This window comes from Streptomyces sp. NPDC051183, from assembly GCF_040682455.1.
Lineage (GTDB): Bacteria > Actinomycetota > Actinomycetes > Streptomycetales > Streptomycetaceae > Streptomyces.
On sequence record NZ_JBFBBA010000003.1, the window covers coordinates 119,429 to 143,191 of the forward strand.

The 23,763-nt window shown below is 72.5% G+C and carries 25 protein-coding genes; 18 read left to right on the forward strand and 7 right to left on the reverse strand.

The window, feature by feature from the left end:
- Nucleotides 1–12 precede the first annotated feature (12 nt).
- The gene (locus tag AB0M99_RS03770) at nucleotides 13–363 is read left to right on the forward strand and encodes a hypothetical protein (RefSeq protein WP_365917020.1); all 351 of its coding nucleotides are present in this window, start codon (nucleotides 13–15) and stop codon (nucleotides 361–363) included.
- A gap of 121 nt (nucleotides 364–484) precedes the next feature.
- On the opposite strand, the gene AB0M99_RS03775 is transcribed toward AB0M99_RS03770, so the two are convergent.
- The gene (locus AB0M99_RS03775; protein ID WP_365917021.1) at nucleotides 485–1,345 is read right to left on the reverse strand and encodes a maleylpyruvate isomerase N-terminal domain-containing protein; all 861 of its coding nucleotides are present in this window, start codon (nucleotides 1,343–1,345) and stop codon (nucleotides 485–487) included.
- 202 nt (nucleotides 1,346–1,547) lie between these two features.
- On the opposite strand from AB0M99_RS03775, the gene AB0M99_RS03780 reads away from it, so the two are divergent.
- The 4 genes from AB0M99_RS03780 to AB0M99_RS03795 all read left to right on the forward strand — a co-directional run bounded on the left by AB0M99_RS03780 (nucleotide 1,548) and on the right by AB0M99_RS03795 (nucleotide 5,008).
- Entirely contained in the window at nucleotides 1,548–1,925 is a 378-nt protein-coding gene (locus AB0M99_RS03780) for a hypothetical protein (RefSeq protein WP_365917022.1), read from the forward strand.
- 188 nt (nucleotides 1,926–2,113) lie between these two features.
- Nucleotides 2,114–2,461: a hypothetical protein gene (locus AB0M99_RS03785; protein ID WP_365917023.1), complete on the forward strand. Its 348-nt coding sequence runs from the start codon at nucleotides 2,114–2,116 to the stop codon at nucleotides 2,459–2,461.
- 121 nt (nucleotides 2,462–2,582) lie between these two features.
- Complete coding sequence (locus tag AB0M99_RS03790) at nucleotides 2,583–3,707, forward strand: PLP-dependent cysteine synthase family protein (RefSeq protein WP_365917024.1); 1,125 nt, start codon at nucleotides 2,583–2,585, stop codon at nucleotides 3,705–3,707.
- Nucleotides 3,704–5,008, forward strand: a complete 1,305-nt coding sequence (locus AB0M99_RS03795) for an MFS transporter (protein WP_365917025.1) — start codon at nucleotides 3,704–3,706, stop codon at nucleotides 5,006–5,008. The genes AB0M99_RS03790 and AB0M99_RS03795 overlap by 4 nt, the downstream gene beginning before the upstream one ends.
- A gap of 13 nt (nucleotides 5,009–5,021) precedes the next feature.
- Here AB0M99_RS03795 and AB0M99_RS03800 read toward each other — a convergent pair whose 3' ends face one another.
- Nucleotides 5,022–5,699 (reverse strand): DUF2064 domain-containing protein, encoded by a 678-nt coding sequence (locus AB0M99_RS03800; RefSeq protein WP_365917160.1) that lies wholly within the window; start codon nucleotides 5,697–5,699, stop codon nucleotides 5,022–5,024.
- A gap of 139 nt (nucleotides 5,700–5,838) precedes the next feature.
- On the opposite strand from AB0M99_RS03800, the gene AB0M99_RS03805 reads away from it, so the two are divergent.
- From AB0M99_RS03805 to AB0M99_RS03825, 5 genes are all read left to right on the forward strand, one after another.
- Nucleotides 5,839–6,615, forward strand: a complete 777-nt coding sequence (locus AB0M99_RS03805) for a response regulator transcription factor (RefSeq protein ID WP_365917026.1) — start codon at nucleotides 5,839–5,841, stop codon at nucleotides 6,613–6,615.
- Nucleotides 6,612–7,721 (forward strand): HAMP domain-containing sensor histidine kinase, encoded by a 1,110-nt coding sequence (locus tag AB0M99_RS03810; RefSeq protein ID WP_365917027.1) that lies wholly within the window; start codon nucleotides 6,612–6,614, stop codon nucleotides 7,719–7,721. The genes AB0M99_RS03805 and AB0M99_RS03810 overlap by 4 nt, the downstream gene beginning before the upstream one ends.
- Before the next feature lie 65 nt (nucleotides 7,722–7,786).
- Nucleotides 7,787–8,836: an FUSC family protein gene (locus AB0M99_RS03815; RefSeq protein WP_365917028.1), complete on the forward strand. Its 1,050-nt coding sequence runs from the start codon at nucleotides 7,787–7,789 to the stop codon at nucleotides 8,834–8,836.
- Nucleotides 8,837–9,036: 200 nt separating this feature from the next.
- Nucleotides 9,037–9,594 (forward strand): DUF1062 domain-containing protein, encoded by a 558-nt coding sequence (locus tag AB0M99_RS03820; protein WP_365917029.1) that lies wholly within the window; start codon nucleotides 9,037–9,039, stop codon nucleotides 9,592–9,594.
- 207 nt (nucleotides 9,595–9,801) lie between these two features.
- A complete protein-coding gene (locus AB0M99_RS03825; protein WP_365917030.1) occupies nucleotides 9,802–10,875 on the forward strand; it encodes a BTAD domain-containing putative transcriptional regulator in 1,074 nt (357 codons plus the stop codon).
- Between the two features lie 33 nt (nucleotides 10,876–10,908).
- Here AB0M99_RS03825 and AB0M99_RS03830 read toward each other — a convergent pair whose 3' ends face one another.
- Nucleotides 10,909–11,568, reverse strand: a complete 660-nt coding sequence (locus AB0M99_RS03830; RefSeq protein WP_365917031.1) for a cutinase family protein — start codon at nucleotides 11,566–11,568, stop codon at nucleotides 10,909–10,911.
- Between the two features lie 452 nt (nucleotides 11,569–12,020).
- Here AB0M99_RS03830 and AB0M99_RS03835 point away from each other — a divergent pair, with 452 nt between their 5' ends.
- From AB0M99_RS03835 to AB0M99_RS03855, 5 genes are all read left to right on the forward strand, one after another.
- Nucleotides 12,021–12,434, forward strand: a complete 414-nt coding sequence (locus AB0M99_RS03835; protein ID WP_365917032.1) for a nuclear transport factor 2 family protein — start codon at nucleotides 12,021–12,023, stop codon at nucleotides 12,432–12,434.
- Nucleotides 12,431–13,270 carry an NmrA family NAD(P)-binding protein gene (locus AB0M99_RS03840; RefSeq protein WP_365917033.1) on the forward strand — a complete coding sequence of 280 codons (840 nt, stop codon included), beginning with the start codon at nucleotides 12,431–12,433 and terminating at the stop codon, nucleotides 13,268–13,270. Before AB0M99_RS03835 ends, AB0M99_RS03840 begins: the two co-directional genes overlap by 4 nt.
- Nucleotides 13,271–13,371: 101 nt before the next feature.
- Entirely contained in the window at nucleotides 13,372–13,998 is a 627-nt protein-coding gene (locus AB0M99_RS03845) for a TetR/AcrR family transcriptional regulator (protein WP_365917034.1), read from the forward strand.
- 31 nt (nucleotides 13,999–14,029) lie between these two features.
- The gene (locus tag AB0M99_RS03850) at nucleotides 14,030–14,827 is read left to right on the forward strand and encodes a VOC family protein (RefSeq protein ID WP_365917035.1); all 798 of its coding nucleotides are present in this window, start codon (nucleotides 14,030–14,032) and stop codon (nucleotides 14,825–14,827) included.
- A gap of 52 nt (nucleotides 14,828–14,879) precedes the next feature.
- Nucleotides 14,880–15,509 carry a GNAT family N-acetyltransferase gene (locus AB0M99_RS03855; protein WP_365917036.1) on the forward strand — a complete coding sequence of 210 codons (630 nt, stop codon included), beginning with the start codon at nucleotides 14,880–14,882 and terminating at the stop codon, nucleotides 15,507–15,509.
- A gap of 45 nt (nucleotides 15,510–15,554) precedes the next feature.
- On the opposite strand, the gene AB0M99_RS03860 is transcribed toward AB0M99_RS03855, so the two are convergent.
- Nucleotides 15,555–16,799, reverse strand: a complete 1,245-nt coding sequence (locus AB0M99_RS03860) for an FAD-dependent oxidoreductase (protein ID WP_365917037.1) — start codon at nucleotides 16,797–16,799, stop codon at nucleotides 15,555–15,557.
- Between the two features lie 176 nt (nucleotides 16,800–16,975).
- Here AB0M99_RS03860 and AB0M99_RS03865 point away from each other — a divergent pair, with 176 nt between their 5' ends.
- Both AB0M99_RS03865 and AB0M99_RS03870 read left to right on the forward strand, forming a co-directional pair.
- On the forward strand, nucleotides 16,976–17,962 hold the full coding sequence (locus AB0M99_RS03865; RefSeq protein WP_365917038.1) for an MsnO8 family LLM class oxidoreductase: 987 nt from the start codon (nucleotides 16,976–16,978) through the stop codon (nucleotides 17,960–17,962).
- A 71-nt stretch (nucleotides 17,963–18,033) separates the two neighbouring features.
- Nucleotides 18,034–18,375 (forward strand): hypothetical protein, encoded by a 342-nt coding sequence (locus AB0M99_RS03870; protein ID WP_365917039.1) that lies wholly within the window; start codon nucleotides 18,034–18,036, stop codon nucleotides 18,373–18,375.
- Between the two features lie 73 nt (nucleotides 18,376–18,448).
- On the opposite strand, the gene AB0M99_RS03875 is transcribed toward AB0M99_RS03870, so the two are convergent.
- From AB0M99_RS03875 to AB0M99_RS03885, 3 genes are all read right to left on the reverse strand, one after another.
- On the reverse strand, nucleotides 18,449–20,641 hold the full coding sequence (locus tag AB0M99_RS03875; protein WP_365917040.1) for a tetratricopeptide repeat protein: 2,193 nt from the start codon (nucleotides 20,639–20,641) through the stop codon (nucleotides 18,449–18,451).
- Between the two features lie 106 nt (nucleotides 20,642–20,747).
- Nucleotides 20,748–21,971, reverse strand: a complete 1,224-nt coding sequence (locus tag AB0M99_RS03880; protein WP_365917041.1) for an FAD-dependent monooxygenase — start codon at nucleotides 21,969–21,971, stop codon at nucleotides 20,748–20,750.
- 127 nt (nucleotides 21,972–22,098) lie between these two features.
- Nucleotides 22,099–22,719 carry a TetR/AcrR family transcriptional regulator gene (locus AB0M99_RS03885; RefSeq protein ID WP_365917042.1) on the reverse strand — a complete coding sequence of 207 codons (621 nt, stop codon included), beginning with the start codon at nucleotides 22,717–22,719 and terminating at the stop codon, nucleotides 22,099–22,101.
- 53 nt (nucleotides 22,720–22,772) lie between these two features.
- Here AB0M99_RS03885 and AB0M99_RS03890 point away from each other — a divergent pair, with 53 nt between their 5' ends.
- Complete coding sequence (locus AB0M99_RS03890; protein ID WP_365917043.1) at nucleotides 22,773–23,741, forward strand: GNAT family protein; 969 nt, start codon at nucleotides 22,773–22,775, stop codon at nucleotides 23,739–23,741.
- The last annotated feature ends 22 nt before the right edge of the window (nucleotides 23,742–23,763 follow it).

Sequence of the window (23,763 nt, forward strand, 5' to 3'; positions counted from 1 at the left end):
ATGGTGATTCGCATGTCGGACAACTCCAAGTACCCGAGCCTGCACGGGCTTACCGAAAAAGACCTCAGCGCCTGCTCCAAAGAGGAACTTCACACCTTTCTCCTCGGGGTCCGCCGGTACCGGAAGGAACTGGTCCTGCTCCACCAGAAGTCGGTCGATCTTTACGAAGGAACGAAGATCGCGCGAAGGGTGAGTTCGTGGCTCGTGGTGTTCATGATTCCCACGCTGCTGGGCGGCATCTACGCCGCGAACTTCTACCAGCCGGAAACCCGTTTCGTGTGGGCCTGGCCGGCCTTCCTCCTCCTGGTACTGGCCTCGGGCGTCGCGATGTTCGCCCATCTGCGGCGTAAGGGCTGCCTGTAGCGTCCCGGCCGGCACTCCCGGCCGTACGGGGCCCCCGTCAGCGGCAAGTGGCAGGACCCGCTGGCGGGGGCCCTGCGGTGGCTCGTGCGGCTCGTCCGGCTCGTGCGGCTCGTCCTTCGGCTCAGGGCGTGGCGATGAGTTCGCCGAGTCGCATGGCGAGCCACGGCCTGCGGCCGCCGGCCCGCATCTGGCCGCGGGCGATCGCCTTCCAGATGGGCGTGCGCCGGAAGGAGACCAGCAGGAAAGCGGTCGGCGCCGCCGTGATCCTGCAGTCGTAGGCACGCGGAGGGGCGTCGCGGGTCACCGTCACCGTCCCGTCGTCCACGACGACCGCCAGGCGCGGGCCACCCTTGATCGCGAGGTCGAACGCGATCCCGACGCCCCGCGCCTTCACCGGGTCCACGGCCAGGGCCATCATCGCCGGCATCGACTGCCCGAGCACCAGGCGTGCCTCGTCCGGGCCGATCGGCCACGGCAGTCGGGCGCCGCGTGCGATGTCCAGGCCGTGTACGAGGCTCTCGCTCAGCATCAGACCGGTCGCCGCGGCCAGGGTGAGCGTCGTACCGGGCCCGTACCAGGGTGCGGCGACGGGAGCATCCGGGGCGAGGCCCTCGGTGGCCCGTAGGAACGACTCGCCCCGTTCGGCGAGGAGTTCGCCCAGCCGGGCGCGGTCATGGCCGCCGATGAGGCCTATGGACTTGGCGTTGATGGCCGTGATGCGCTCGATCAGCGGCCCGTCGGCCGGCGGCAGGAGTCCGTCCCAGTCCATGGAGCCGTCGGCGCAAGCGGCGGAGGTGTACGCGAGGTACACGGCCGCGAGGTGCGCGCCGACGTCGCACACCGTCCACTCCGGGACACCGGAGGCCGCGTCGAGGTCCGGGACGTCGCGCAGCAGCCGGCTCAGCCGCGCGAGCGCGGCGCGCAGCGCGGCGCGGGTCCCCTCGTGCTCGGCGACAGGATCGAGTCTGGAGACGGTGCCCATGCCACTCCCCCATGTTGCGGACGGCTTGCAGGTTACCGTCGGGTACTGCGGCTGCAATAGGGCCGTGCAGCAGAGTTCTCGCCGCGGGTTCGGCCCAACAGCGGGCCGGACGGCCCGCGTTGCCGGTGGTCGGGGAATCTCGATTGCAGGCCGGGGCCGCCCGAGCCAAGATCTCCAACTCGGAGATCAAAGGAGTTTCTGCATGAGTCTTCTGGTGCACACGTTCATAAGGAACGCCGACGGAAGCTGGGACCTGCTGGAGGACCCGCCCAACGGGAGGGACCTCGCCGGAGGGGAACGCTGGCGCAGGGTCGTCTGGGGATCGGGATCAGCGGTGGCTCTCGGCGCCCGCTTCCTGCCCCGCCTGGCAGACGAGGACCTCCGGGTCGAGGCGGACGACGTCGCCGACTTCCTCAAGGAGTGCCTGACGCTCCGAAGCAAGAGCGAAGCCTTCGTCGCCGGTCTGCAAGAACCCGCCGGCCCCGCGCTCCTCGACAACGTGGAGAGCAAGCTGGACAACTTCATCGCGGCCGCCCGCCGCGCCCTGGAGGCCCCGGGCGGGGGCGTCCTCATCTGGTGACGGCGGGAATTCCCCGTCCGACAATGTCCGAAGTGTCATCCGCCCCCGCCCGAACGGGAAGTTAAGATCACCGCATGGTCAGCGCCAGCTCCCGTCGGGCGTCGCGGGCTCGCTCATCGGCGAGCCGGTGCGCGCCCCGTGGCGTTGCGTCCAGGGCGGGCGGATTACTCCTCGGCATTCTGTGCGCGTTGCTGCTGGCGGCCCTGCACTGCTCCTCACACGTGCTCGGCGAGGGCCTCGCGCACACCTCCTCCGCCTCGTCCACGGCGGCCGCGGCAGGCGCGCACCAGTCCTGGCCGGCCGAGGAGCAGACACCCCCGCACCCGGACCACGGCTCCGCCTGCGACGCCCCCGGCCTGACCCCGCCGACCCAGAGCAGGACCCCGTCCACCGCCGTGGCCGAGGGGACACTCCCCCTCGGCCACGGCGTGGATCCGCACTCCGCGCACCCGGCCGTGGCGCCCGGTGCCGGCCGGGCGGCCATAGCCGCATCCGGCCGGTCCACGCTGACCAGCGTCTGTCGATGGCGCATCTAGACCGCTCCCGTACGGCCGTTCACCACGGCCTGACGTGCGCTGAACGGGCGAGCACCGCCTTGCCCGTCGGCGGCATCCGCATGAGCGACTACCTGACGCATCATCGAATGAGAGCCGGACCATGCATTCTTCGATCACCGACGTACCCCCTGCCCGCACCACCCTCTCCGGACTGGTGGGCAACACCCCTCTGCTCCGCGTGTCGGAGCCCCTCGCCCCGGCGGGCCGCGGCTTCTGGGCGAAGCTCGAAGGCTTCAACCCCGGCGGCATCAAGGACCGCCCCGGCCTCCACATGGTCGAGCGCGCCCGCGCCCGGGGAGATCTCGAGCCGGGCGCCCGGATCATCGAGTCCACCAGCGGCACCCTCGGGCTCGGCCTGGCCCTGGCCGGCATGGTCTACGGCCATCCCGTCACCCTGGTCACGGACCCCGGCCTGGAGAGGTCGATGACCCGGCTGCTGACCGCCTACGGGGCCCAGGTCAACGTCGTGTCCGAGCCGCACCCCTCCGGCGGCTGGCAGCAGGCCCGCCGCGACCGCGTCACCCAGCTCCTGGCCCGGCACCCGGGTTCATGGTGCCCGGATCAGTACAACAACCCCGACAACACCAGCGCGTACACTCCGCTCGCCCTCGAACTGGCCGCCGAGCTGGGGCACATCGACGTCCTGGTGTGCAGCGTGGGCACCGGAGGCCACTCCGCGGGCATCTCCCGCGTCCTGCGGCAGCTCTACCCCGATCTGACGCTGGTGGGCGTGGACACCGTGGGTTCCACCATCTTCGGCCAACCCGCCCGGACCCGGCTGATGCGCGGCCTCGGATCGAGCATCTACCCCCGCAACGTCGCCTACGACCGGTTCTCCGAGGTGCACTGGGTCGCCCCGGCCGAGGCCGTGTGGGCCTGCCGCCGGCTCGCGGCGTCCCACTACGCGACCGGCGGCTGGAGTGTCGGCGCGGTCGCTCTGGTGGCCGGATGGCTGGCCCGGTCCCTGCCGGAGGGCACCCGGATCGCGGCGGTGTTCCCCGACGGGCCACAGCGCTACCTCGCCACCGTGTACGACGACGACTACTGCGCCGCCCACGGCCTGCTCGACTCCCCGCCGGCCGCCGAGCCCGAGACGATCGGCCGCCTCGACGAGAAGGAGGTCACGCGCTGGACGCGCTGCACGGCCGTGGTCGACCCGCTCACCCTCGACGCGGCCGCTGATACTGCCGCCGCCGATGCCGCCGCGCAGGAGCCGGCCCGATGAAGGGCACCCTCGCGCAAGTGCGTACGTACGAGCGCAGCGTCCAGTTGCTGATGGTGAACCAGTTCACCATCAACCTCGGCTTCTACATGCTCATGCCCTACCTGGCCGCGCACCTGGCCGGGCCGCTGGGGCTGGCCGGCTGGACGGTCGGCCTGATCCTCGGCGTACGCAACTTCAGCCAGCAGGGCATGTTCCTGATCGGGGGGACGCTCGCGGACCGCTTCGGCTACAAGCCGATGATCATTGCCGGGCTCGTGTTGCGCATCGCCGGTTTCGCGACCCTCGGGCTGGTCGACTCGGTACCCGCGCTGATCGGTGCCTCCGCCGCCACGGGGCTGGCCGGGGCCCTGTTCAACCCGGCCACCCGGGCGTACCTGGCCGCCGACGCGGGAGAACGCCGGGTCGAGGCCTTCGCGCTGTTCAACGTCTTCTACCAGGCCGGCATCATGCTGGGTCCGCTGGTGGGCATGGTGCTCACGGGGGTCGACTTCCGCGTCACGTGCCTGGTCGCGGCCGGGATCTTCGCGCTGCTGAGCATCGTGCAGATCCGGGCGCTGCCCGCCCGCCGGGGCGATGACGCCCCGGACGGGCGCGACGGCCGGTCCGAGAGCGTGCTCACCCAGTGGCGGGGCATCCTGGCCAACCCGCCGTTCCTCCTCTTCTCCGTGGCCATGATCGGCTCGTACGTCATGACCTTCCAGGTCTACCTGGCACTCCCGCTGGAAGTCCGGCGCCTGGGCGGCGAAGGCCTCTCGGGCACGGCCGCGGTGGCTGCGCTCTTCGCCGTGTCCGGGCTGGGCACGATCCTCTTCCAGACCAGGGTCACCGCTTGGTGCAAGGCCCGCATGGAGCCGGGCCGCGCGCTCACCTGGGGGCTGCTGACCATGGGTGTGGCCTTCCTGCCGATGCTGGCCGCCACGGCGGTGCCCGTACCGGCAGGAGCGACGGGAGCGTGGCTGCTGGCCGCGGTGCCGCCCGCGCTGTCGGCCCTGCTGCTGGCCCTGGGCACGATGATCGCCTACCCGTTCGAGATGGACACCATCGTCCGCCTCTCCGGCGACCGGCTGGTGGCGACGCACTACGGGTTCTACAACACCGTCTGCGGAGTCGGCATCGCACTCGGCAACCTGCTCACCGGCGCCGCGCTGGACGCGGCCCGGGCCGCCGGGGTGTCCGCGCTCCCCTGGCTGGCGCTCTTCGCCCTCGGCCTCGGATGTACGGCCGCCCTCTACGGGCTGCACCGCACGGGCCGCCTCGACCCACCCGCCCGTGAACCACGGACGGCGGCCATGGCCGCCTGACCGGGCCCGGTCCTCACCCGGGCCCGGTCCTCACTGGGGCCGGGTCCTCACCGGCCGCCCGGGTCCCGGAACCGGCCGGGGCCGCCGTCAGTCGGGCGTGCAGCGCCGCGAACCGCCCGGCCGGAGCTTCGGCAGCGACGAGCCGGGCGTCCTCGGCGGTGTCCACGTCCCGCAGCTGCGGCAGCCGGCCCACCCGTAGACCGGCCGAGGTCAGCCGACCGTGCTGGACGGAGCCGGTCTCCGGCGCGGACATCGGGACGCCGCGCAGGAGCGCCGGGTCGGGCTCGGCCAGTCCCAGGGCCCAGAACCCGCCGTCGGCTGCGGGGCCGAACCAGGCCTCGTACGCGTCCCACACCAGCGCCGGGGCGAGCAGCGCGGGCGTCACCTGCGGGGTGTCCATGCCGATCAGCAGCGCAGGACCCTCGCACGCGGCGAAAGCGGCGGCGAGCCGCTCGTCCAGCGGCCCGCCGCACTGGGCGACGACCTCGAACCCGGGCGGCAGCCAGGGTCCGGGGCGACCGTCGAGGACGAGGACCCGCCGGCCGGCGGGGGTGGCGGCGACCGCCTCCAGGGTGTCGGCGAGCGAGGCCTCGGCCAGCGCGGCCGCCTGTTCGGGGGTGAAGGCCGGAGTCAGCCGGGTCTTCACCCGGCCCGCCACCGGCTCCTTGGCAATGACGAGCAGAGTGGTCACGTTCACGGTGGTCACGGGACTCACCGTAGGAACCGGGGACCGGCCGAAGGGCCTTCGACTCCTTACGAAACGCGGACGTCACCCGGGAGGCGCGTCCGGGGCGGGACGCCCGGCAGCGCCGGATGCGAGGCTGGAGCCCATGAGTACGCAAACCCCGCCGGACCGGATCCTCGTCGTCGACGACGACCCGACGGTCGCCGAGGTCGTCACCGGATACCTCCGCCGTGCAGGACACGTCGTGGAGCAGGCCGCCGACGGCCCGGCCGCTCTGGACAGCGCCCGGAAACAGTGGCCCGATCTGGTCGTCCTGGACCTCATGCTCCCCGGCATCGACGGCCTGGAGGTCTGCCGCCGGCTGCGCGCGACCGCACCCGTACCGGTCATCATGCTGACGGCCCGCGGGGACGAGGACGACCGGATCGCGGGCCTGGAGCTGGGCGCCGACGACTACGTCACCAAGCCGTTCAGCCCGCGCGAGCTCGTGCTGCGGGTCGAGTCCGTACTCCGCCGCAGCCGCGGCGCCGCCGAGGGCCCGCCCGCGGCGGCCCGGACTCCGCTGCGCGGCGGCGGGCTCACCCTGGACCCGCAGACGCGGCGGGCCACCAAGAACGGCGGCGAACTCACGCTCACATTGAGGGAGTTCGACCTGCTCGCCCACTTCCTGACGCACCCCGGCGCCGCGCACACCCGTGAGGAGCTCGTACGGGACGTGTGGGGCTGGGACTTCGGCGACCTGTCCACCGTCACCGTCCACGTCCGGCGCCTGCGCGGCAAGATCGAGAACGACCCCGGGCGACCGGAGCTGATCCGCACCGTGTGGGGGGTCGGCTACCGCTTCGAGGCCGAGCCGGACGCGGGAACCGCGGCGAGCGCGGTGGACTCGGTGGACGCGGCGAGCGCGGTGGAGGAGCGGTGAAGGACCTGCTGCTCATCGCCGCCTTCGCCCTCGGCGGCGCCGCCTGCGCCGGGCTGCTCGGCGCCCTCGTCCTGCGCCTGGTACGGCAGCGCTCGGCCGCCGTCTCGCTGATGGTGGTGGCCGCCGTCACCGTGACCGCCATGCTGGCCGGCACCCTGGCGGTGGCGCAGGCGATGTTCCTGTCCTCGCACGACCTCACCGTGGTCACCCTGGTCGTGGCCATGGCCGCCGTCGTCTCCCTGCTGACCGCCTTCGTGCTGGGCCGCTGGGTGGTGGCCCGAAGCCGTGAACTCACCCTCGCCGCACGTGATTTCGGTGAGGACGGCAGATTCCTCGCGCCACCCGCACCGGCGACCGCCGAACTTGCCGCGCTCTCCCGCGAACTGGCCGTCACCAGTGCCACGCTGGCCGCTTCGCGCGAACGGGAGCGGGCGCTGGAGTCCTCGCGGCGTGAACTGCTCGCCTGGATCTCCCACGATCTGCGCACTCCGCTGGCCGGGCTGCGCGCGATGTCCGAGGCGCTGGAGGACGGCATGGTGGACGACCCGGCCCGCTACCACCGTCGGATCCGCATCGAGGTCGACCGCCTCAACTCGATGGTCGGCGACCTCTTCGAGCTGTCACGCATCCATGCCGGATCCCTCACCATCAACCCGAGCCGGATCTCCGTCCGTGACCTGGCCGCCGACGCGCTGTCGGGAGCCGACCCGCTCGCCCGGGAACACGGCGTGCGGCTGGTGGGCGAGGAGATCGCGCACGTGCCCGTGGAGGTGGACGGCAAGGAGATCGCCCGGGTCCTGTCGAACCTGCTGGTCAACGCCATCCGTCACACCCCGGCCGACGGCACGGTGGCGCTGGGCGTCGCCAGTCGGGCCGACGCCGTGGTGCTGTCGGTCACCGACGGCTGCGGCGGCATCCCCGACGAGGACCTGCCGCGCGTGTTCGACACCGGCTGGCGGGGCAGCGCCGCCCGGACTCCCCCGGCCGGCGCGGGGCTCGGGCTGGCGATCGTACGGGGCCTCGTCGAGGCGCACGCCGGCCGCGCCGACGTGCGGAACGTGCCCGGCGGCTGCCGCTTCGAGGTCACCCTGCCCCTGAAGGCCTAGGGCGTTGGGCTGTTCGGCCGCTGTGCGCGGTGTGCCCGGGGAAGCGGCGGCGTACGATCGCGCGGATGAGCGAGATCGCCGGGCCCCGAGCGCCCCGGGGCCGCCGGGCTCGGGAGATCGTCCGTACGGAAGGCCCGGCGGCGGCCCGCATCGTGGTCACGGTCGCCGTCGCCTGGCAGGTCGCCCTGTGGCTGGGAGCCGACCAGCCGCCGGTCTTCGCGGCGATCGTCCCGCTCGTGGCCCTGCGCGGCGATCCCATGACCGCGCTCGGCACATCGCTACAGCGGGCCCTGGGCGTGGTGGCGGGCGTGGTGATCGGGATCGCCGTCCTGAACGTACTGCGCCCCTCGACGGTGACGCTGGCGCTGGTGGTCGCCCTGGGCCTGGGGATCGGAATGGTCCTGCGGGCCGGCGGCGCGCTGAACATCCAGGTCGCGGCGTCGTCGCTGCTGGTCTTCGCCAGCACCTCACCCGACGCGTACGCACTGCACCGCGTCTGGGAGACCGCGGAGGGAGCGGTGGTGACGATTCTGCTCGCCCCGCTGCTGTGGCCGCCCGACCCTCACCGGGTCCTGGCAGCCGTCGCCGACGACTGCCGTGCGCGCCTGACCCGGGCCCTCGTCGGCACGGTGGCGGCCATGGGCGCCGGCCCGGCCGCCGCCCGCGACAACCTCACGCTGGTGAACGGCCACATCGAGGCGGTACGGGCGGGCGTCGCACGCGCCCGCGAAGCCGAACGTGCCATGAGGTTCAACCCCCTGCGCCGCCGTCACCGCGACCTCGTACACCTGCAGGCCGAGCGCATCGCCGCGGCCGACGGACTCACCGCGCACCTGGGGACCCTGGCCGCGGAGGCCGCCGCACTCACCGGGCGGGAGGACCTGGCTCCGGACCTCGCCCGGGCTCGGCACCGGCTCCCCGAACTGGCCTCGCTCACCGCGCGGGCCATCGAGGACACCCTGGCCGGAGACGACCCCCGACCGGCCGTGGCGGCAGCCCGGAACAACCTGGACGCCTACGCCCGCGCCGACTCCCGGCCCCTCGCCGTTGCCCTGCGCCGGCCGTTCTACCAACTCCTCAACGGCCTCGACCGGCCGTCCGCCGGCCCGGCCTGAAGCACCTCGGCCACCGAAAACCAGTGGAACCGCGCTCCTGCGTGCCGTTAGCGTGCTCCCGCCCGCAGTCGCCCCGTCAAGGACGTGCCGTTGTACACCAAGTGAGACACCCCGAGCGCTGAACCGTCGCGCGTCGCACCTGTTCGTGTGCGGCGTGCTCCTTTTCGCTGCGGTCTTCTCACTGGAACCGGTGTATTTCTGTGTCCGAAACCTGGGTGGTCATGCCCACCTGCCTGCCGATAATCCTCCGCCGTTGCCACAGGTGCGCCTCCGGGCGCTTCCGGGCGGACGGAAAGTTCCGCGTCAACGCGAACCACAAGCTCCTCGACGCCTGGCTCCTCGCACTGTGCACCGTGTGCGGGGACACCACCAAGGTCACTGTCCTGGAGCGGATGAACGTACGCGCCGTGCAGCCGGGGCTCCTGAACCGAATGCACCACAACGACCCCGGCCTGGCGGCCGAACTGCTCCAGGACCCGGTCCTGCGGCGCCGCAACCACATCGCCCTCGACTGGGACAACGCCTGGCGCCTCGACAGCGGTGCGCCCGGTCAGCCGCATCAGCCGGAGGGCGAGGCGATCGAGGTCTCGGTCCGCTTCGCGGCGCGGATCCCGGTGCGGCCGGTGCGGCTGATCTCCGAGGGCTTCGGCCTTTCACGAGCCGAGGTCGAGAGGCTGCTCACCGACGGGAACCTCGTGTCGACGGTGCGCCTGAGCGGCAAGCTCTCGGGCGACTTCACCTTCACGCTCAAGCGCTGAGCCCTCAGCTCTGAGCTCTGAGCTCTGAGCTCTGAGCTCTGAGCCCTTCCGGCCCGGGCCTGTCCGGCGGTATCCGATCCGCCGGGCAGGCCCTCGGCCGTCGCGCGTGTCACTCCGGATCGTTCCGGATGCCTTGCCCGGCGTACCCGCGGCTACCTTGTCGACCGCGTCCGCCAGACAGACCAGCCCGGACCCCGGGGAGCAGCAATGCCGACGACCGCCACCACCGACCGGCCGACTGCCACCGGACTCGGGCACCATGAGCGCGAGGTGCTCCAAGCGGTCGGCTGCGGCCTGCGGGACGACGAGATCGCCGCCGCGCTCGCCATCCCCGAGGACGCCGTGGCCGGACACCTCGCGCGGATCCTCGTGAAGCTCGGTCTGCGCGACCGGGCCGCCGCCATCGTCCACGCCTTCGACTGCGGCATGGTCGTCCCCGGCCGCGGCCCCCGTACGCAGGCGGTGAGCCCGGTGCCGCGAACCGCCGGCGGCCGGGCTCCCGGACCGAAGGTGCGGATCTCCGTACTCGGACCGCTACGGGCATGGCAGGACGGGCGGCCCCTGAACCTGGGGCACCTGCGCCAGCAGGCCGTACTGGCGGCCCTCGCGCTGCGCGCGGGCCGGACGGTCAGCCAGCAGGAACTGCTCGACGGGGTGTGGGGGTTGGAACCGCCGGTCACGAATGTGGTGCCGGTATACGTCTACCGCTTGCGCAAGACCCTGCGCATCGAAGACAGCCCGGACTCCGTGATCGAGCACGACCGGTGCGGCTACCGGCTGGTCACCGGGGCGGTCGAGGTGGACGTGGCGCGCATGGAGGGGCTGGTCGTCGATGCCGGTACGGCCGACCGGGCGGGCGACCGGACCGAGGCGGTCCGCCTGTGCTCCCAGGCACTGGACCTGTTCCGCGGGGAGCTGCTGGCGGGACTGCCCGGGCCCCTTGCCGAGTTGGAGCGGCTGCGGCTCACCGAGCGCAGGATCGCCGTAGTACAGCGGAAGTTGGAGTGGCAGCTGCGGCTGGGCCAGTGCTCGGAAGCGATCGCCGAGCTGTTCGCCCTGTCCACGGCGCACCCCCTGAACGAACCGGTGGCCGCGATGCTGATGCGTGCGCTGTACCGCAGCGGTCGGCAGGCCGATGCCCTGACCGTGTTCGACCGCGCCCGCCGCCGCCTGGCCGACGACCTGGAGGTGCCTCCGAGTCCGATGCTGCGGCGGACGTACCAGATGATCCTGCGCGGGGACGAGGCCGGCCTCGGCCTCACCCGGACCGCGGCGCATTGACCACGGCGCCGCGCCCGGGCGGCGGCTCTGCGGCTACCAGGTGGACCAGGCGCCGTTGTACCACTGCTCGTGGGCGCTGTCGTTGTGGTGATCCATGTTGAAGTCGACGGGGTAGTTGTTGACGTGGTTGGCCGGGTAGGTCCAGATGCCGGCGGACTCGTCACAGACGTAGTCCCAGTTGCAGATCGACTTGACGGGCACGTTGCCGAAGAACCTGTCGGCGCCGGCGAGCGGAGCGCCGATGATGCCGCCGAACGGCACGGACCCGCCGTTGGCGCCGGGAGGGGCCTGGCGCTTGGGGTCCGCGATGAGGATGGCGTTGACGTTGCCGAACGTCTGCCAGTTCTCGGTGACCCAGATGTGCACCACCGCGGCGCCCAGGGAGTACCCGCCCATCTTGACGTGCTGGTAGGGGCAGGCGGCGCGTTGGTTGCGGACCAGCCGGTTCAGCTCGTTGACGCCTGCCCGGGCGCTCGCGCCGTTGGGGATTTGGGTGGGGTAGCCGACGTGCTGCTGGATGTTGCCGGAGAAGCCGTCGTTGTTCCAGGAGCTGCCGGTGCCCCCGACGACGATGGTGTAGGTGCCCTCGCACGAGGCTGCCGTTTGCGCCGTGGCCGTGGCCCCCTGCGTCGCCGACAGCCCGACCGTCAACAGGAAACCGGCCAGCGCGGCCGCGATCCTTCGTGTTCGCATTCGATTCTCCCCATGTAGTCAGCGTCAGCCGATCTGTGCGCCCGCTCCCCGATGCCGGTGCGGTAGGCGGTCGGCCGAGGTCACCGGACGACAGTGGCAGCGACCGATGACATCCCGATGAAACGGGGCCATCGCCCGCCAGCGGGCCGCCTACTCGGAGCTGACCCTCAGCGTGGACGCCTGCCGGCGCCAGATGCGACTGGTGCGCCAGTTCGTTCAGCAACCCGGAGACGGTGACGCCGAGTTGGAGTCCCGCCGTGCGGCCGTGCTCCGGTATCGACCCGTCCTGAGCGTCTCGGCAGCAGCCTGCGCCGCCTCACGGGTTTACTAAACGGACCGGCAGTCCGTATGCTCCATCCATACGGACTGCCGGTCCGTTTTCTTTCCGGCGTCGAACAGGACGGAAGCCCCTGAACATGACCGCACCCATGCCCACATCCGTTCCCCCTCCCATGACAGCCGCGGAGCTGTACCGCCACGGGCTGGGACTGCTGCTCGCGAAGGACATCCCCGCCTGGGTGGAGCTGTGGGACGTCGACGGTGTCCTCGAATTCCCCTTCGCGCCCGACGGCTGGCCCGTGCGCCTCGAAGGCAGGGCCGCGGTCGGCGCGTACATGCGCCATTACCCCGACCACATCGATCTCCACGACTTCCCCGACGTGACGATCCACCAGACCACCGCCCCCGAGACGATCGTGGTCGAGATGCGCGGGGTCGGCCGCCTGGTGGAGACCGACGGCCCCTTCGACATGACCTACATCGCCGTGGTCACGGTCAAGGAGAGCCGCATCACCTCCTACCGCGACTACTGGAACCCCCTCGCCGCGCAGCAGGCCGGCGCCGACTTCGCCGGAGCGGACCGATGAACACCCACCACGCCACCCTCGTCATCGGGGCCACCGGCACCACCGGCCGCCGCGTCACCGCCGGGCTGATCGCAGAGGGCCACCCCGTCAAGGCCGCCAGTCGAAGCGCCACGCCGGTGGAGGGCGCGCAGGCCGTCCGCTTCGACTGGAACGAGCCCGCGACCTGGCCCGATGCCCTCGACGACGTCGGTCGCCTCTACCTCGTCCCGCCCGTCGGCTCCCCCGACCCGGCCGCGGTCATGCTCCCCTTCCTGCGCCGGGCCCGCGCGGCCGGCGTGCACCGCGCGGTGCTGCTCAGCTCGTCGGCGATCCCCGAGGGCGGTCCGGCGGTGGGGCAGGTCCACGAGGCTCTGCCCGGCCTGTTCGACCAGTGGGCGGTGCTGCGGCCCTCCTGGTTCATGCAGAACTTCACCGACCCGGCCCCTCACGCGCGCAGCATCCGCGACCAGGGCGCCATCATGTCGGCCGCGGGAGACGGCCGCGTCGGGTTCATCGACGCGGCGGACATCGCCGCCGTCGCCGTACGCGCTCTGACCGACGCGGAGGCGCCCAACACCGACCTGATCCTGACCGGGCCGCAGACTCTGAGCTACGACGACGTCGCCGCGATCATCGCGGAGGCCACCGGACGGCCCGTGGTGCACCGGCAGCTGACCTTCGAGCAGCTGCGCGACCGCTGGGCCGCCGAGATCCCGCTGGAGTTCGCCACCATGCTGGCCGACATGGACCGCGCCATCGCCGGGGGCGCGGAGGACCGTACCTCGGACGCCGTCCAGCGCCTCACCGGCCGCACCCCCGGCACGTTCCGCGCCTTCGTCGAACGGGAGGTGGCGTGAGGCGGCCGCGGTGCCGGGCACCTCCCGCCCGGCCGTAGCGCGTATCTTCGACTGGCTCGACGACACCACCACCTGACCGCCAAGACCAACGAGGAGGGCCCGTGGCCCAGCGTACGGAGCGTACGGAACGCGCGGACGCCCTGCGCAACCGGGAAGCCGTCCTGGCCGCGGCCGATGCCCTCTTCGCCGCCAGCAGCAGCCCCCAGAACGTGTCGATGGACGACATCGCCGCGGCGGCGGGCGTGGGCAAGGGCACCCTCTTCCGCCGCTTCGGCGACCGTGCCGGACTGATCGGCGCCGTGATCGCCGCACGCCTCGAACCCCTTCAGCAAGCCGTGCAGGAGGCGCAGGACGCCGCCGGGTCCACGCCGCGACAGCGGGTGCTGGACCTCCTCGACGCCTCGCTCCGCTTCAAGATCGAGAACCGGAACCTGATGTCGGCCGCGGAGGATGCCGGGCTCAGCAGCCCCTACCGGGCCGGGCACTACGACTGGTGGCACGGCATCCTTCGTACGGCCCTGGACCGGGTGCCCGAGGTCCACGAGGCGGATTTCACCGCCCACGCGCTGCTGGCCGCCATCCGCGCCGACCTCGTGGCGCACCTGATCGACGACCTGAAGATGACGCCCGAAGGCCTGCGGGCCTCGCTCGCGGCCCACATCGGCAACGTCCTCGGCAACACCTCCGAGCCGCCGACGGGCGGTGGCCGGTCTCCGGTGCCAGGCTGAGGTCGTACGCGACCCGCGAAAGGCAACCATCGTGATCACCACTGACTTCGCGCCCGGCTCCCCCTGTTGGCTCGACCTCGGAGCCCCGGACGTCCCGGCCGCCGCGGCCTTCTACGGCGCCGTCCTCGGATGGGACTACGAGTCCATGGGCGAGGGCGAGGACATGGAAGGCGGGATGTTCCGCAAGGACGGCAAGATCGTCGCCGGGCTCGGCAAGCTCACCGAGGCGGGTGCGCGCTCGGCCTGGATGATCTACTACAGCGTCACCGACGCGGACGCGACGACCCGGGCCGTCGAGCGCGCCGGCGGCACGGTACGGGTGGCGCCGAGGGACCTCGACGAGTGGGGCCGGATGGCGCAGTACACCGACCCGCAGGGAGGCCAGTTCGCCGTCTGGCAGCCGGGCACGAACAAGGGCGTCGACCTGGTGGACGAGCCGGGCTCGCTCTCCTGGACGGAGCTGTACACGAGCGACGCCGCGGCTGCCAAGGAGTTCTACGGCAGTGTCCTCGGCTGGCAGTACGGCGACATGGAGCTGCCCGGCGGCGGGGGCTCGTACGTCCTGATCACACCGGCCGGACTCCCCGATGAACGCATGCACGGCGGCCTCATGGAAATGCCGGAGGAGAACCTCGCGCTCGCGGGCGGGCACGCCTACTGGCACCCCGTCTTCGCCGTCGCCGACTGCGACGCCGCGGTCGCCAAGGTCACCGAGAACGGCGGCAGCGTACAGATGGGCCCGGAGGACGCGGAGGGCGTCGGCCGGCTCGCCGTCTGCCTCGACCCGTCGAACGCCGACTTCGTCCTCCTCACCCCGACCCCCGGCTGAGCCCAGCCCGGGCCACAACCGGTCGGCGGTCGGGGCGAGTTACAGTGGCCGGATGTTGCAGACTGCGCGGTCGTGGGTCGAAGGGTGGGCCGTGGCCCGAGGGATACCCGAGCCGGTGGAGGTGCCCTGGGGGCTTCGGATCGAGGTCGGACAGCCGACCCAGACGGTCCGGCACGTCCTGCTCGACGCCGACGCCGCAGTCGCCCGCGGGCTCATCGGCACGATCACCGAACCCACCACCTGCATCAAGGGATTCCTCCCACCGGGCGAAATGGATCCCTGGTTCTCGTCCGAATGGGAGCCCACCGATCCCTGCTTCCTGATGGCCGTCGATCTGCGCCCCTCGCGCGTGCAGGCGCCGGACGGGTACACCGCCACCGTCGAGACCGCCGACGGCGTCACCCACGTGCGGATCCTGAGCGCCGACGGGGAACTCGCCGCGTGCGGCCAGACCGGGCTGGCCGATGCCGCCTGCGTCTTCGACCAGATCGTCACCGAACCGGCTCACCAGCGCCGTGGTCTCGGGACGGTGGTGATGGGCACACTCACCAACGCGGCCATCGAAGGCGGGGTGTCCACCGGCATTCTGGGCGCGACCATCGAGGGCCGGGCGCTCTACGAAGCGCTCGACTGGAAGGTCCTCGCGCCCCTGACCGGGTTCGTCTACAAACCCGCCGCCTAGTGCCGTACCGGGCGCCGCGACACGGCGAACCTTCCCGGACACCCCCTAGCTGCCGCCAGTGCGCAGCGACTCCTTCGGGGGGCGCTCGCGCAGGGCTCCGTACGCGATGAAGTAGGCCGGGATCCGGTTCAGCCAGCGCGAGTCGGTGACGAGCTCCGACATCCGCTCGGCCCGCCGAGGGTTGCCGAACGCCGTACGGCCGGCCAGCAGCGGTCCGATGACCTGCATGTGGGCGAGGCGCTGGAGGCCTTGGGTCGCCACGGTGGTGGGCCAGCGCCGGTGTTGGACGCGGCGTACGTCGCGGAGTCCTACGGTGCCCTCGCGCAGCGGACGCACGAGGTGGCGGGCCGCGGCCACCGCGTCCTGGACCGCGAGGTTGATGCCGATGCCGAAGACGGGTGACATCGCGTGGGCGGCGTCGCCGATGCACAGCAGCCCCGGGCGGTGCCACCGGCGCAGCCGTTCGAGCCGTACGTCGAGCAGCTTCACCTCGTCCCAGGAGGTGACGGCGTCGCTCCGGTCGGCGAGCCACGGGGCCGCGGCCGTGAACCGCTCCATGAAGCGCTCCAGGCCCTCGGCACGGCGTTCGGCGTCGGTCCCCTTGGGGATGAGCGCGGCGCACTGCCAGTAGTCGCCGCGGTCGATGAGTGCGGTGAAGAACCTGTCGCCGAGGCCGCCCACGAGTCCGCTGGGGTCGTCCTCACGGCGCGGCAGCCGGAACCACCAGGCGTCCATGGGGCACGGGAAGCCTTCCAGGCCGAGTTCGGGCAGGGCCCTGGCCAGTGAGCCACGGCCGTCGCAGGCCACGGTCAGGGTGGCCCTGAGCTCGCCGGTAGCGCCGTCCGCGGTGCGGTAGCGCACGCCCGTGACCCGCCCGCGTTCCATGAGGAAGGAGGTCGCCTCGGTGTCCATGCGCAGGTGGAAGGAGGGTTCCCGGGCGGCTTCGTCGGCGAGGAGGTCGAGCAGGTCCCACTGGGGCACCATCGCGATGTAGTTGTACTTCCCTTTCAGCGCCCCGAGGTTCCCGACCGTGACCAGGGACCGGTCCGGCCCGATGGGCAACTGCACCGAATTCACCCGGCGTTGCGGCAACCGCGCGAACCGTTCGGCGAGGCCGATGTCGTCCAGCAGTGACAGGGTGGAGGGGTGCACGGTGTCCCCGCGGAAGTCGCGCAGGAAGTCGCCGTGCTTCTCCAGCACCGTAACCTCCACACCCGCCCGGGCCAGCAGCAGCGCCAGCACCATGCCGGCCGGCCCGCCTCCCACCACGCAGCACGTCGTGCGCTCCACGGCAACCACTCCCTTCGCGGGCATCGGGTGCGCCCCAAGGGACGTATACCGCACCGGGGGATGCGGGTTCGGTAAAGGCGGCGCCGGCCTGCCGCCGTGGCGCGAATGAGGTCACCGCTCCGTCACTGCACCGCCATCACGCCCCCCGTCGAACATATGCTCTCTATGCTGACCACATGATCGACGTACCTCTTTCCGCGCTGGAAGTCGCGATGGTCCAGACGGGCTCCCGGGCCCTGGACACCCTGCGCGATACGGCCGCCTTCGCACAGGGAATGGAACACCTCGGCTACCACCGGATCTGGTACGCCGAGCACCACCACTCGCCCGCGATCGGCGCGTTCCCGCCCGTCGTGCTGACCGCGCACGCGGCTGCTTCCACCTCGGCCATCCGGCTCGGCCCGGGCGGGGTGCTGGCCCCCAACCACGCGCCCATCACGGTGGCGGAGCAGTTCGGGACGCTGGCCGCCCTGCACGAGGACCGCATCGACCTCGGCATCGGCCGCGGTCCCGGCACCTTCGACGAGGCCACCGCACGGGCACTTCGCCGCGGAGCCGGGCCGGCGACGGACGCCGAGTACCGGGACGACATAGCCGCGATCCTGTCGTTCCTCGTCGACGAAGTCGCGCTCGGCCCGCTGCCGGAGCCGTGGCTGCTGGCTTCCAGCACCGCGGGTGCCGCTCTCGCCGCGGAACTCGGCCTGCCGGTCGCCGTCGCGCACCACATCCGGCCGGACAACACCCTCGCCGCGCTGGAACGCTACCGGTCGGCGTTCACCCCGTCCCGCTGGTGCGAACGGCCCCGCGTGCTGCTGTGCGTGGAGACGGTGTGCGCCGAGACGGAGGAGGAGGCCGCGCGGCGGGTCGGCCCGATGGACGTCGTCAAGGCCGGACTCCTCAAGGGACTGAGCCAGGCCCCCTTCCCCACGCCCGAGGAGGCCGCTACGCACCCCTTCACTGCGGAGGAGCGGCAGGCGCTCGCCGCTTTCCGTGCGCAGCAGGCCGTCGGGACGCCCAAGAGCGTCGTGCACCGGCTCGCGCAACTCGTCGACGAGACGGGGGCGGACGAACTGATGCTGACCACGCCCGTCTACGACCTCCACGACCGCATTCACTCCTACGAGCTCATCCGGAACCACGCCGGGGCACCTTCGGCACCGTAGGAACGACGGCGGCAGCGATGCCGCCGCCTCCTCCTCCCCCCTCGTCCCCTCCTTCAGGAGCCACCTCGCCCATGGCACGCTCACTCGACGGCCTCACCCTGGTCCCCGTAGCCGACCAGGCGCCCGGCCAGGTCGGCCGGCAGACCCGGTTCGAATACCACGAGCAGGACGGCCGCGTCTGGGCCGAATACTCCGGCGGAGACGTGATCAGGGGCTACCTGGTCGGCACCCGGGCGCAGGACACCGTCGACTTCCGCTACGTCCAGCTCCGCCCCGACGGCACGACCGCCTCCGGGCACTGCGTCTCCCTCGTGACGGAACTCCCCGACGGCCGCGTCCGCCTGGAGGAGACGTGGACATGGGAGTCCCGGGAGGGCAGCGGTACCAGCACGGTCGAACAGCCGCTGCCCTGAGGGGCGGGGGCGCGGGCGCGGGGCGGGGGCGCGGGCGCGGGGCGGGCGCACCCTCGCCGCCCGGCCCCGGCGGCTACGTCCGGTTCACGGAGGCGACGTCGCGGTCCAGTTCCCGGGCGAGTATCCGGTCGTGGGCCTCGTCGGCGATCTCCCGGGCCTGTGCGAACCGCCGGAGCGCGACCGCGGCGGCGCCGTCGGCGGCGTTCACCCGCCCCATCCCCTGTAGCGCCCTGGCCTCGCCTCGCCGGTCCCGCAGCTGGCGGGTCAGGTCGAGGCTCATGCCGAACGACCGTGCCGCGGCGCCCGAGTCGCCGGTGTCGAGCTCGGCCTGCGCGAGGCCGCGCCAGGCGTACGCCTCGGCCCGCCGGTCCCCCAGACGCTGGAACTCGGCCAGCGCCTCCTGGAAGAGGGGGACCGCGTCGCTGACGCGCCCCTGGCCGCTGCGGACGACCGCGAGGCTGCGTCGGGCCTGGGCGGCGAGCCGGCGGTCCCCGGCGGCCCGCAGTCGCTCGACCCCGTCGCTCAGCCGCTGCGCCGCGATCTCCCACTCACCCCGGTTGCGGTGGACGATGCCCTGGACCAGCATCACGGCGCCCATGCCGTGCTCGTCGCCGGACGCGGCGTACCCGGCCATCGCCTCTTCGTACGCGGCCAGTGCCTCGTCCTGACGGCCCAGGTCGCGGAAGAGCGCGCCGTTGTCGAAGAGCGTGATCGACTCGGCCCAGCGGTTGCGCGACCGGCGGGCCCCGGCCAGGGCCAGTTCCACGGCGGTTCCCCAGTCGTCCCAGATGGCCAGCATCTCGAAGAACGGCGCCCCGATGTGGGTGAGTTCCCAGGCCGCATCCCAGAACTCCCGCTCGTGCGCGAGCCGCACGCACGCCACGACGTTGTGCCGCTCGGTGATGAACCACAGGACCGGCTCGCGGAGCAGGTCGTCCAGGTGGCGGGCCTCGACGGCCTGACGCGGGTGCGTGCTGGTCTTGCGCAGCTCGCCGGGCTGGAACCGCTCCTCGGCTGCCGCCGCGAGCGTGAGGTACGCGCCCAGGAGACGGCTCGTCGCGGCCGCGGCGCCGGGCTCGGGCTGCTCACGGGCGAGCGCGCGCAGCAGGTCGTGGAAGCGGTAGCGGGCGGTACCGGTCTCGTCGGAGCCCACGGCGTCGAGCAGTTGCGCCGACACCAGCGCGTCGAGATGGCGCTCGGCCTCGCGCAGGGAGACGTCCATGAGCGCGGCGAGCGACCAGGCGGCGAAGTCGGCTCCGGGGAACAGCCCGAGCAGCCGGAACGCCCGCTGCTGCGCCTCCGGCAGTCCCTGATAGCTGATCATGAATGTGGAGCGTACGTCGAGGTCTCCGATTTCGAGGTGGTCGAGCCGGTCGCGCTCGTCGGCGAGACGGTCGGCGAGGCCTGCCAGGCTGAGGTCGGGCCGCTCGGCGAGCCGCGCTCCGGCGATGCGTACGGCCAGCGGCAGATGCCCGCAGAGCGCCACCAGCCGCCGTGCGGCCGACGGGTCTCCCGCGATCCGGTCCGCGCCCGCGACCCGGCCCAGCAACTCAATGGCCTCCTCGGGCTCCAGAAGGTCGAGCACGATCGCGTGGGCTCCTTCCAAAGTGCTCAGCGGAGCACGGCTGGTGACGATCACCGCGACATCCGGGGTTCCCGGCAGCAGCGGCCGCACCTGCCGGGGCCCGTTGGCGTTGTCGAGGACGATGAGCAGCCGCCGCCCGGCCGTCAGGGTACGCAGCATCTGCTCGCGGTCGTGCTGGGAGTCCGGGATCGTACGCGGTTCGGCGCCCAGCGAGCGCAGGAAGTTGGCCAGTATCTCGGCCGGTTCGGCGGGCAGGGGGTCGTACCCCCGTAAGTTCGCGAACAGCTGCCCGTCGGGGAAGGCCGCCGCCGAGCGCTGGGCGACCCGCACCGCGAGCGTCGTCTTGCCCAGGCCCCCCTTGCCCGCGATGGTCACGAGCGGCCCGGCCGACCGGCCCGGCGCCTGCAACAACTCGCCCAGCCGGGTGAGTTCGGCGGCGCGACCGGTGAAGTCCGCTATGTCACGCGGCAGTTCCCGCGGTACCGGATGGCCCGGCCCGGTGGATGTCGTACGGCCCGCCTGGTGCCATACGAGCGCTCCGCCGAGCAGCGCCGTCACCCCGGCGGACGCGTACTGCACCGGCCCGACCTCGCCGAACGCCTGCCATCCGGCTGCGGCTGCGGCGAACGCGCCGACGGCGCCCGCCAGACCCGAAAGCCACCGTGCTGCGCCTGGGTTCACGCGGCACATGATAGCGAGCGCCCCTTGTCCGCGCGGGGGCTGATTCAGGCCGATCGGAGCCGTCGGTGCGCGGTCCCGGAGGGGCGGCCACGGCGGCCCGGGCCGGCTACCCGGGGAGGCGGAAGCCGTTGAAGAGGTCGTCCATGCCGCGCAGGGCCAGGCGGGCGGGGGTGGCGCGGACCGCGAGGTCGCGGGCGGCCGCCGCGAGCGGGTTGCGGAGGGCGCCGAGACGGCCGACCCGGCGGGCCCGGACGCGCACCATGTCGGTGCGGTCGCGGCGGGCGGCGGTGTACGCGGCGAGGGCGTCCGGTATGGGGTCCGCGCCGGGTCCGCTGCCGCCGGTGTCGCCGCCGCCGCTGCCGCCGCCGGCACCCACGTCTCCGACAGGAAGCAGGTGCGCGAGGACCACCGCGTCCTCGATGGCCTGGCAGCCGCCCTGGCCGAGGTTGGGGGCCATGGCGTGCGCGGCGTCTCCGAGCCAGGCGATCCGGCCGTGGTGCAGGCTCGGGAGCGGGGCGGCCAGGTCGTACAGGTCGTTCTGGAGGATGTCGGCGCGGTCGAGGCGCTCGATGCGGTCCAGCAGGGCCGGAATCGGGTCGTGCCACGAGCCGAAGCGGCGCCGGAGTTCGGCGCGCGGGTCGGCCGAGCGGGTGCCGGCCGGGACGAGCGCGGTGGCGTAGAGGTAGTACCGCCCGTCGGAGAGCGGGGTCACGCCGAACCGCTCGCCCCGCCCCCAGGTCTCGCTCATGGCCGGCACCAAGAGGTCCGGGGCGTCCACGATGGCGCGCCAGGCGATCTCGCCGAGGTAGTGCAGTCCGGGGTGGGTCGGGAAGCAGGCCTGGCGGAGCGGGCTGTGGATGCCGTCGGCGGCGACGACCAGGTCGGCGGGAAGGTCCGCGCCGGCTGCCGTACGGACGACCGGGCCGCCCCCGGTGTCGTCCACGGCGGTCACGGCGGTGCCGTAGCGCAGGGCCTCCGGCGGCAGGGCCGCGGCCAGGGCGGCGGTGAGGGCCGTGCGCGGAACGGCGATCGGGGGCATGCCGTAGCGGGCCGCCATGTCGGCGGTGCCGGTCCGGGTGAGCCACTGGCCGCCGGAGCGGCGTACGCCCATCGTGGTGGGTACGGCGCTGCCGGCGGCTCGGGCGGCGTCGACGCCGATGGCGTCGAGTGCGCGCAGGGCGTTGGGGGCGAGACCGATGCCGGCGCCGGTGGCGGGGGGCTCGGCGGCGCGTTCACAGACGGTGACGCGCCAGCCTCGGCGGTGCAGGGCGATGCCGGCCGTGAGGCCGCCGATTCCGGCTCCGGCCACCACCGCGTGACGTTTCGGCATGGAACACCTCTCCGTTCGGGTTCCCTCTACAGCTGCAGAGCCCTCACTCTACAGCTGTAGAGCCTGACCCTGTCCAGCCCGGGCGGACGTCCATACGGAGCACAGGCGCCCCGGGTTCCGGCCCGGCTCAAGCGTGCCGCGGTGTCCTCGCGGGCCGGGGCGGGGCGATCGAAGCGAGGAAGTCGTCGACCATGGCGGTCTGTTCGTCCACGGGGAACCGGCCGGGGTCGAAGAGGGCCTGGACGACGAGTCCGTGGACGAACGCGACCGCGGTGGCCGCGAGTCGTTCAGGGTCGGCGCCCGCCGGCAGCTCACCCAGCCCCTGAGCGGCCTCGAAGTGCGGGCGGAGCGTGGAGCGCAGCCGGGTGTAGCGGTCGGCCTGCTCCGCGCCGAGCCCGTCGTCGGCGAGGGCCAGGTCCCAGGAGCTGACCCAGATGCGGTTGCGGGCGGTGTCGTCCGCGGCCAGCGGCAGGATGTCCAGCAGCATGACCCGCACGGTGGCGAGGCCCTCGGCGGGCCGCTCGCGCCGGGGTCGTTCCGCCGTACGCCTCTCCAGCAGGTCCAGCGCGTGCGCGACCAGGGCCCGCTTCGTCGGGAAGTAGTGCATGAGCATCCCCGTGGAGACGCCCATGGCGGCGGCGACGGCGCGCAGGGTCAGCCCGCCGAATCCCTTGTCGGCGAGGACGTTCCAGACGGCCTGGGAGACGTCCTCGCGGCGGGCTTCACGGTCTCCGGGTGCGGGTGGCATGCTGTTACCCTACCTACCGAACGCTCGTTACGTACCCATGGAGTGAGGAACCCGTGTTCGAACTGTCGCTCGGTGACCATGCCCGGCTCCGGCCCCTGGAGCCCTGGCACGCCCAGGAGTTCCTGGACCACATGGACCGCGCCCGGCCCTACGTGGACCCCTGGATACCCTGGGCGACCTTCAGCACCGACCTCGACTCCGCCGCCGCCACGCTCCAGCGCTACGCGGACCAGCAGGCCAAGGACACCCGCAGGATCTACGGGATCTGGCTGGACGGCACCCTGGTCGGCGGGGTCATGTTCCCGAACTTCGACGCCACCACCGGGGTGTGCGAGATCGGGTGCTGGCTGGAAGCGGCCGGCGCGGGCCGCGGGCTGGTGACCCGGGCCTGCCGGGTGCTGATCGACTGGGCTTTCGGGCAGCGCGGGATGAGCCGCGTCGAATGGTGGGTCGCGGCGGGCAACACCCGCAGCATCGCAGCGGCGCGCCGGCTCGGGATGACCCGCGACGGTGTGCTGCGACAGCGCCATCCGTACCGCGGCCTGCGGCACGACACCGAGATCTGGTCCCTCCTCCGCGACGAGTGGTCGGGCGCTTCGCCCGCCGAACGCGTGCCTGCGTCCGACGACAAGGCCCGGCTCGACGAGTTGATGCGCGCCTTCCTCGGCGCGTTCACCAACACCGACGGCGGCCGGCCGAACCTCGACGTCGTCCGCGAGGTGTTCATTCCGCAGGGAACCATCATCAGCAACACGGGGGACGAGCCCGTCGTCTACGACCTCGACTCCTTCATCGAGCCGAGGCAGAAGATCCTCACCGACGGGACCCTGACGGAGTTCTCCGAATGGGAGGTCTCCGAGCGGACCGAGATCCTCGGGTCGATCGCGCACCGGTTCAGCGAGTACCGCAAGTCCGGCTTCCGGGACGGCGAGCGGTTCGAGGGCGGCGGCCGCAAGACCACCCAGTTCGTCCGGACCCCGGCCGGCTGGCGGATGAGCTCGATGGCCTGGGTCGACGCGTAGGGGTTCCCGCGCTTGCCGGTCC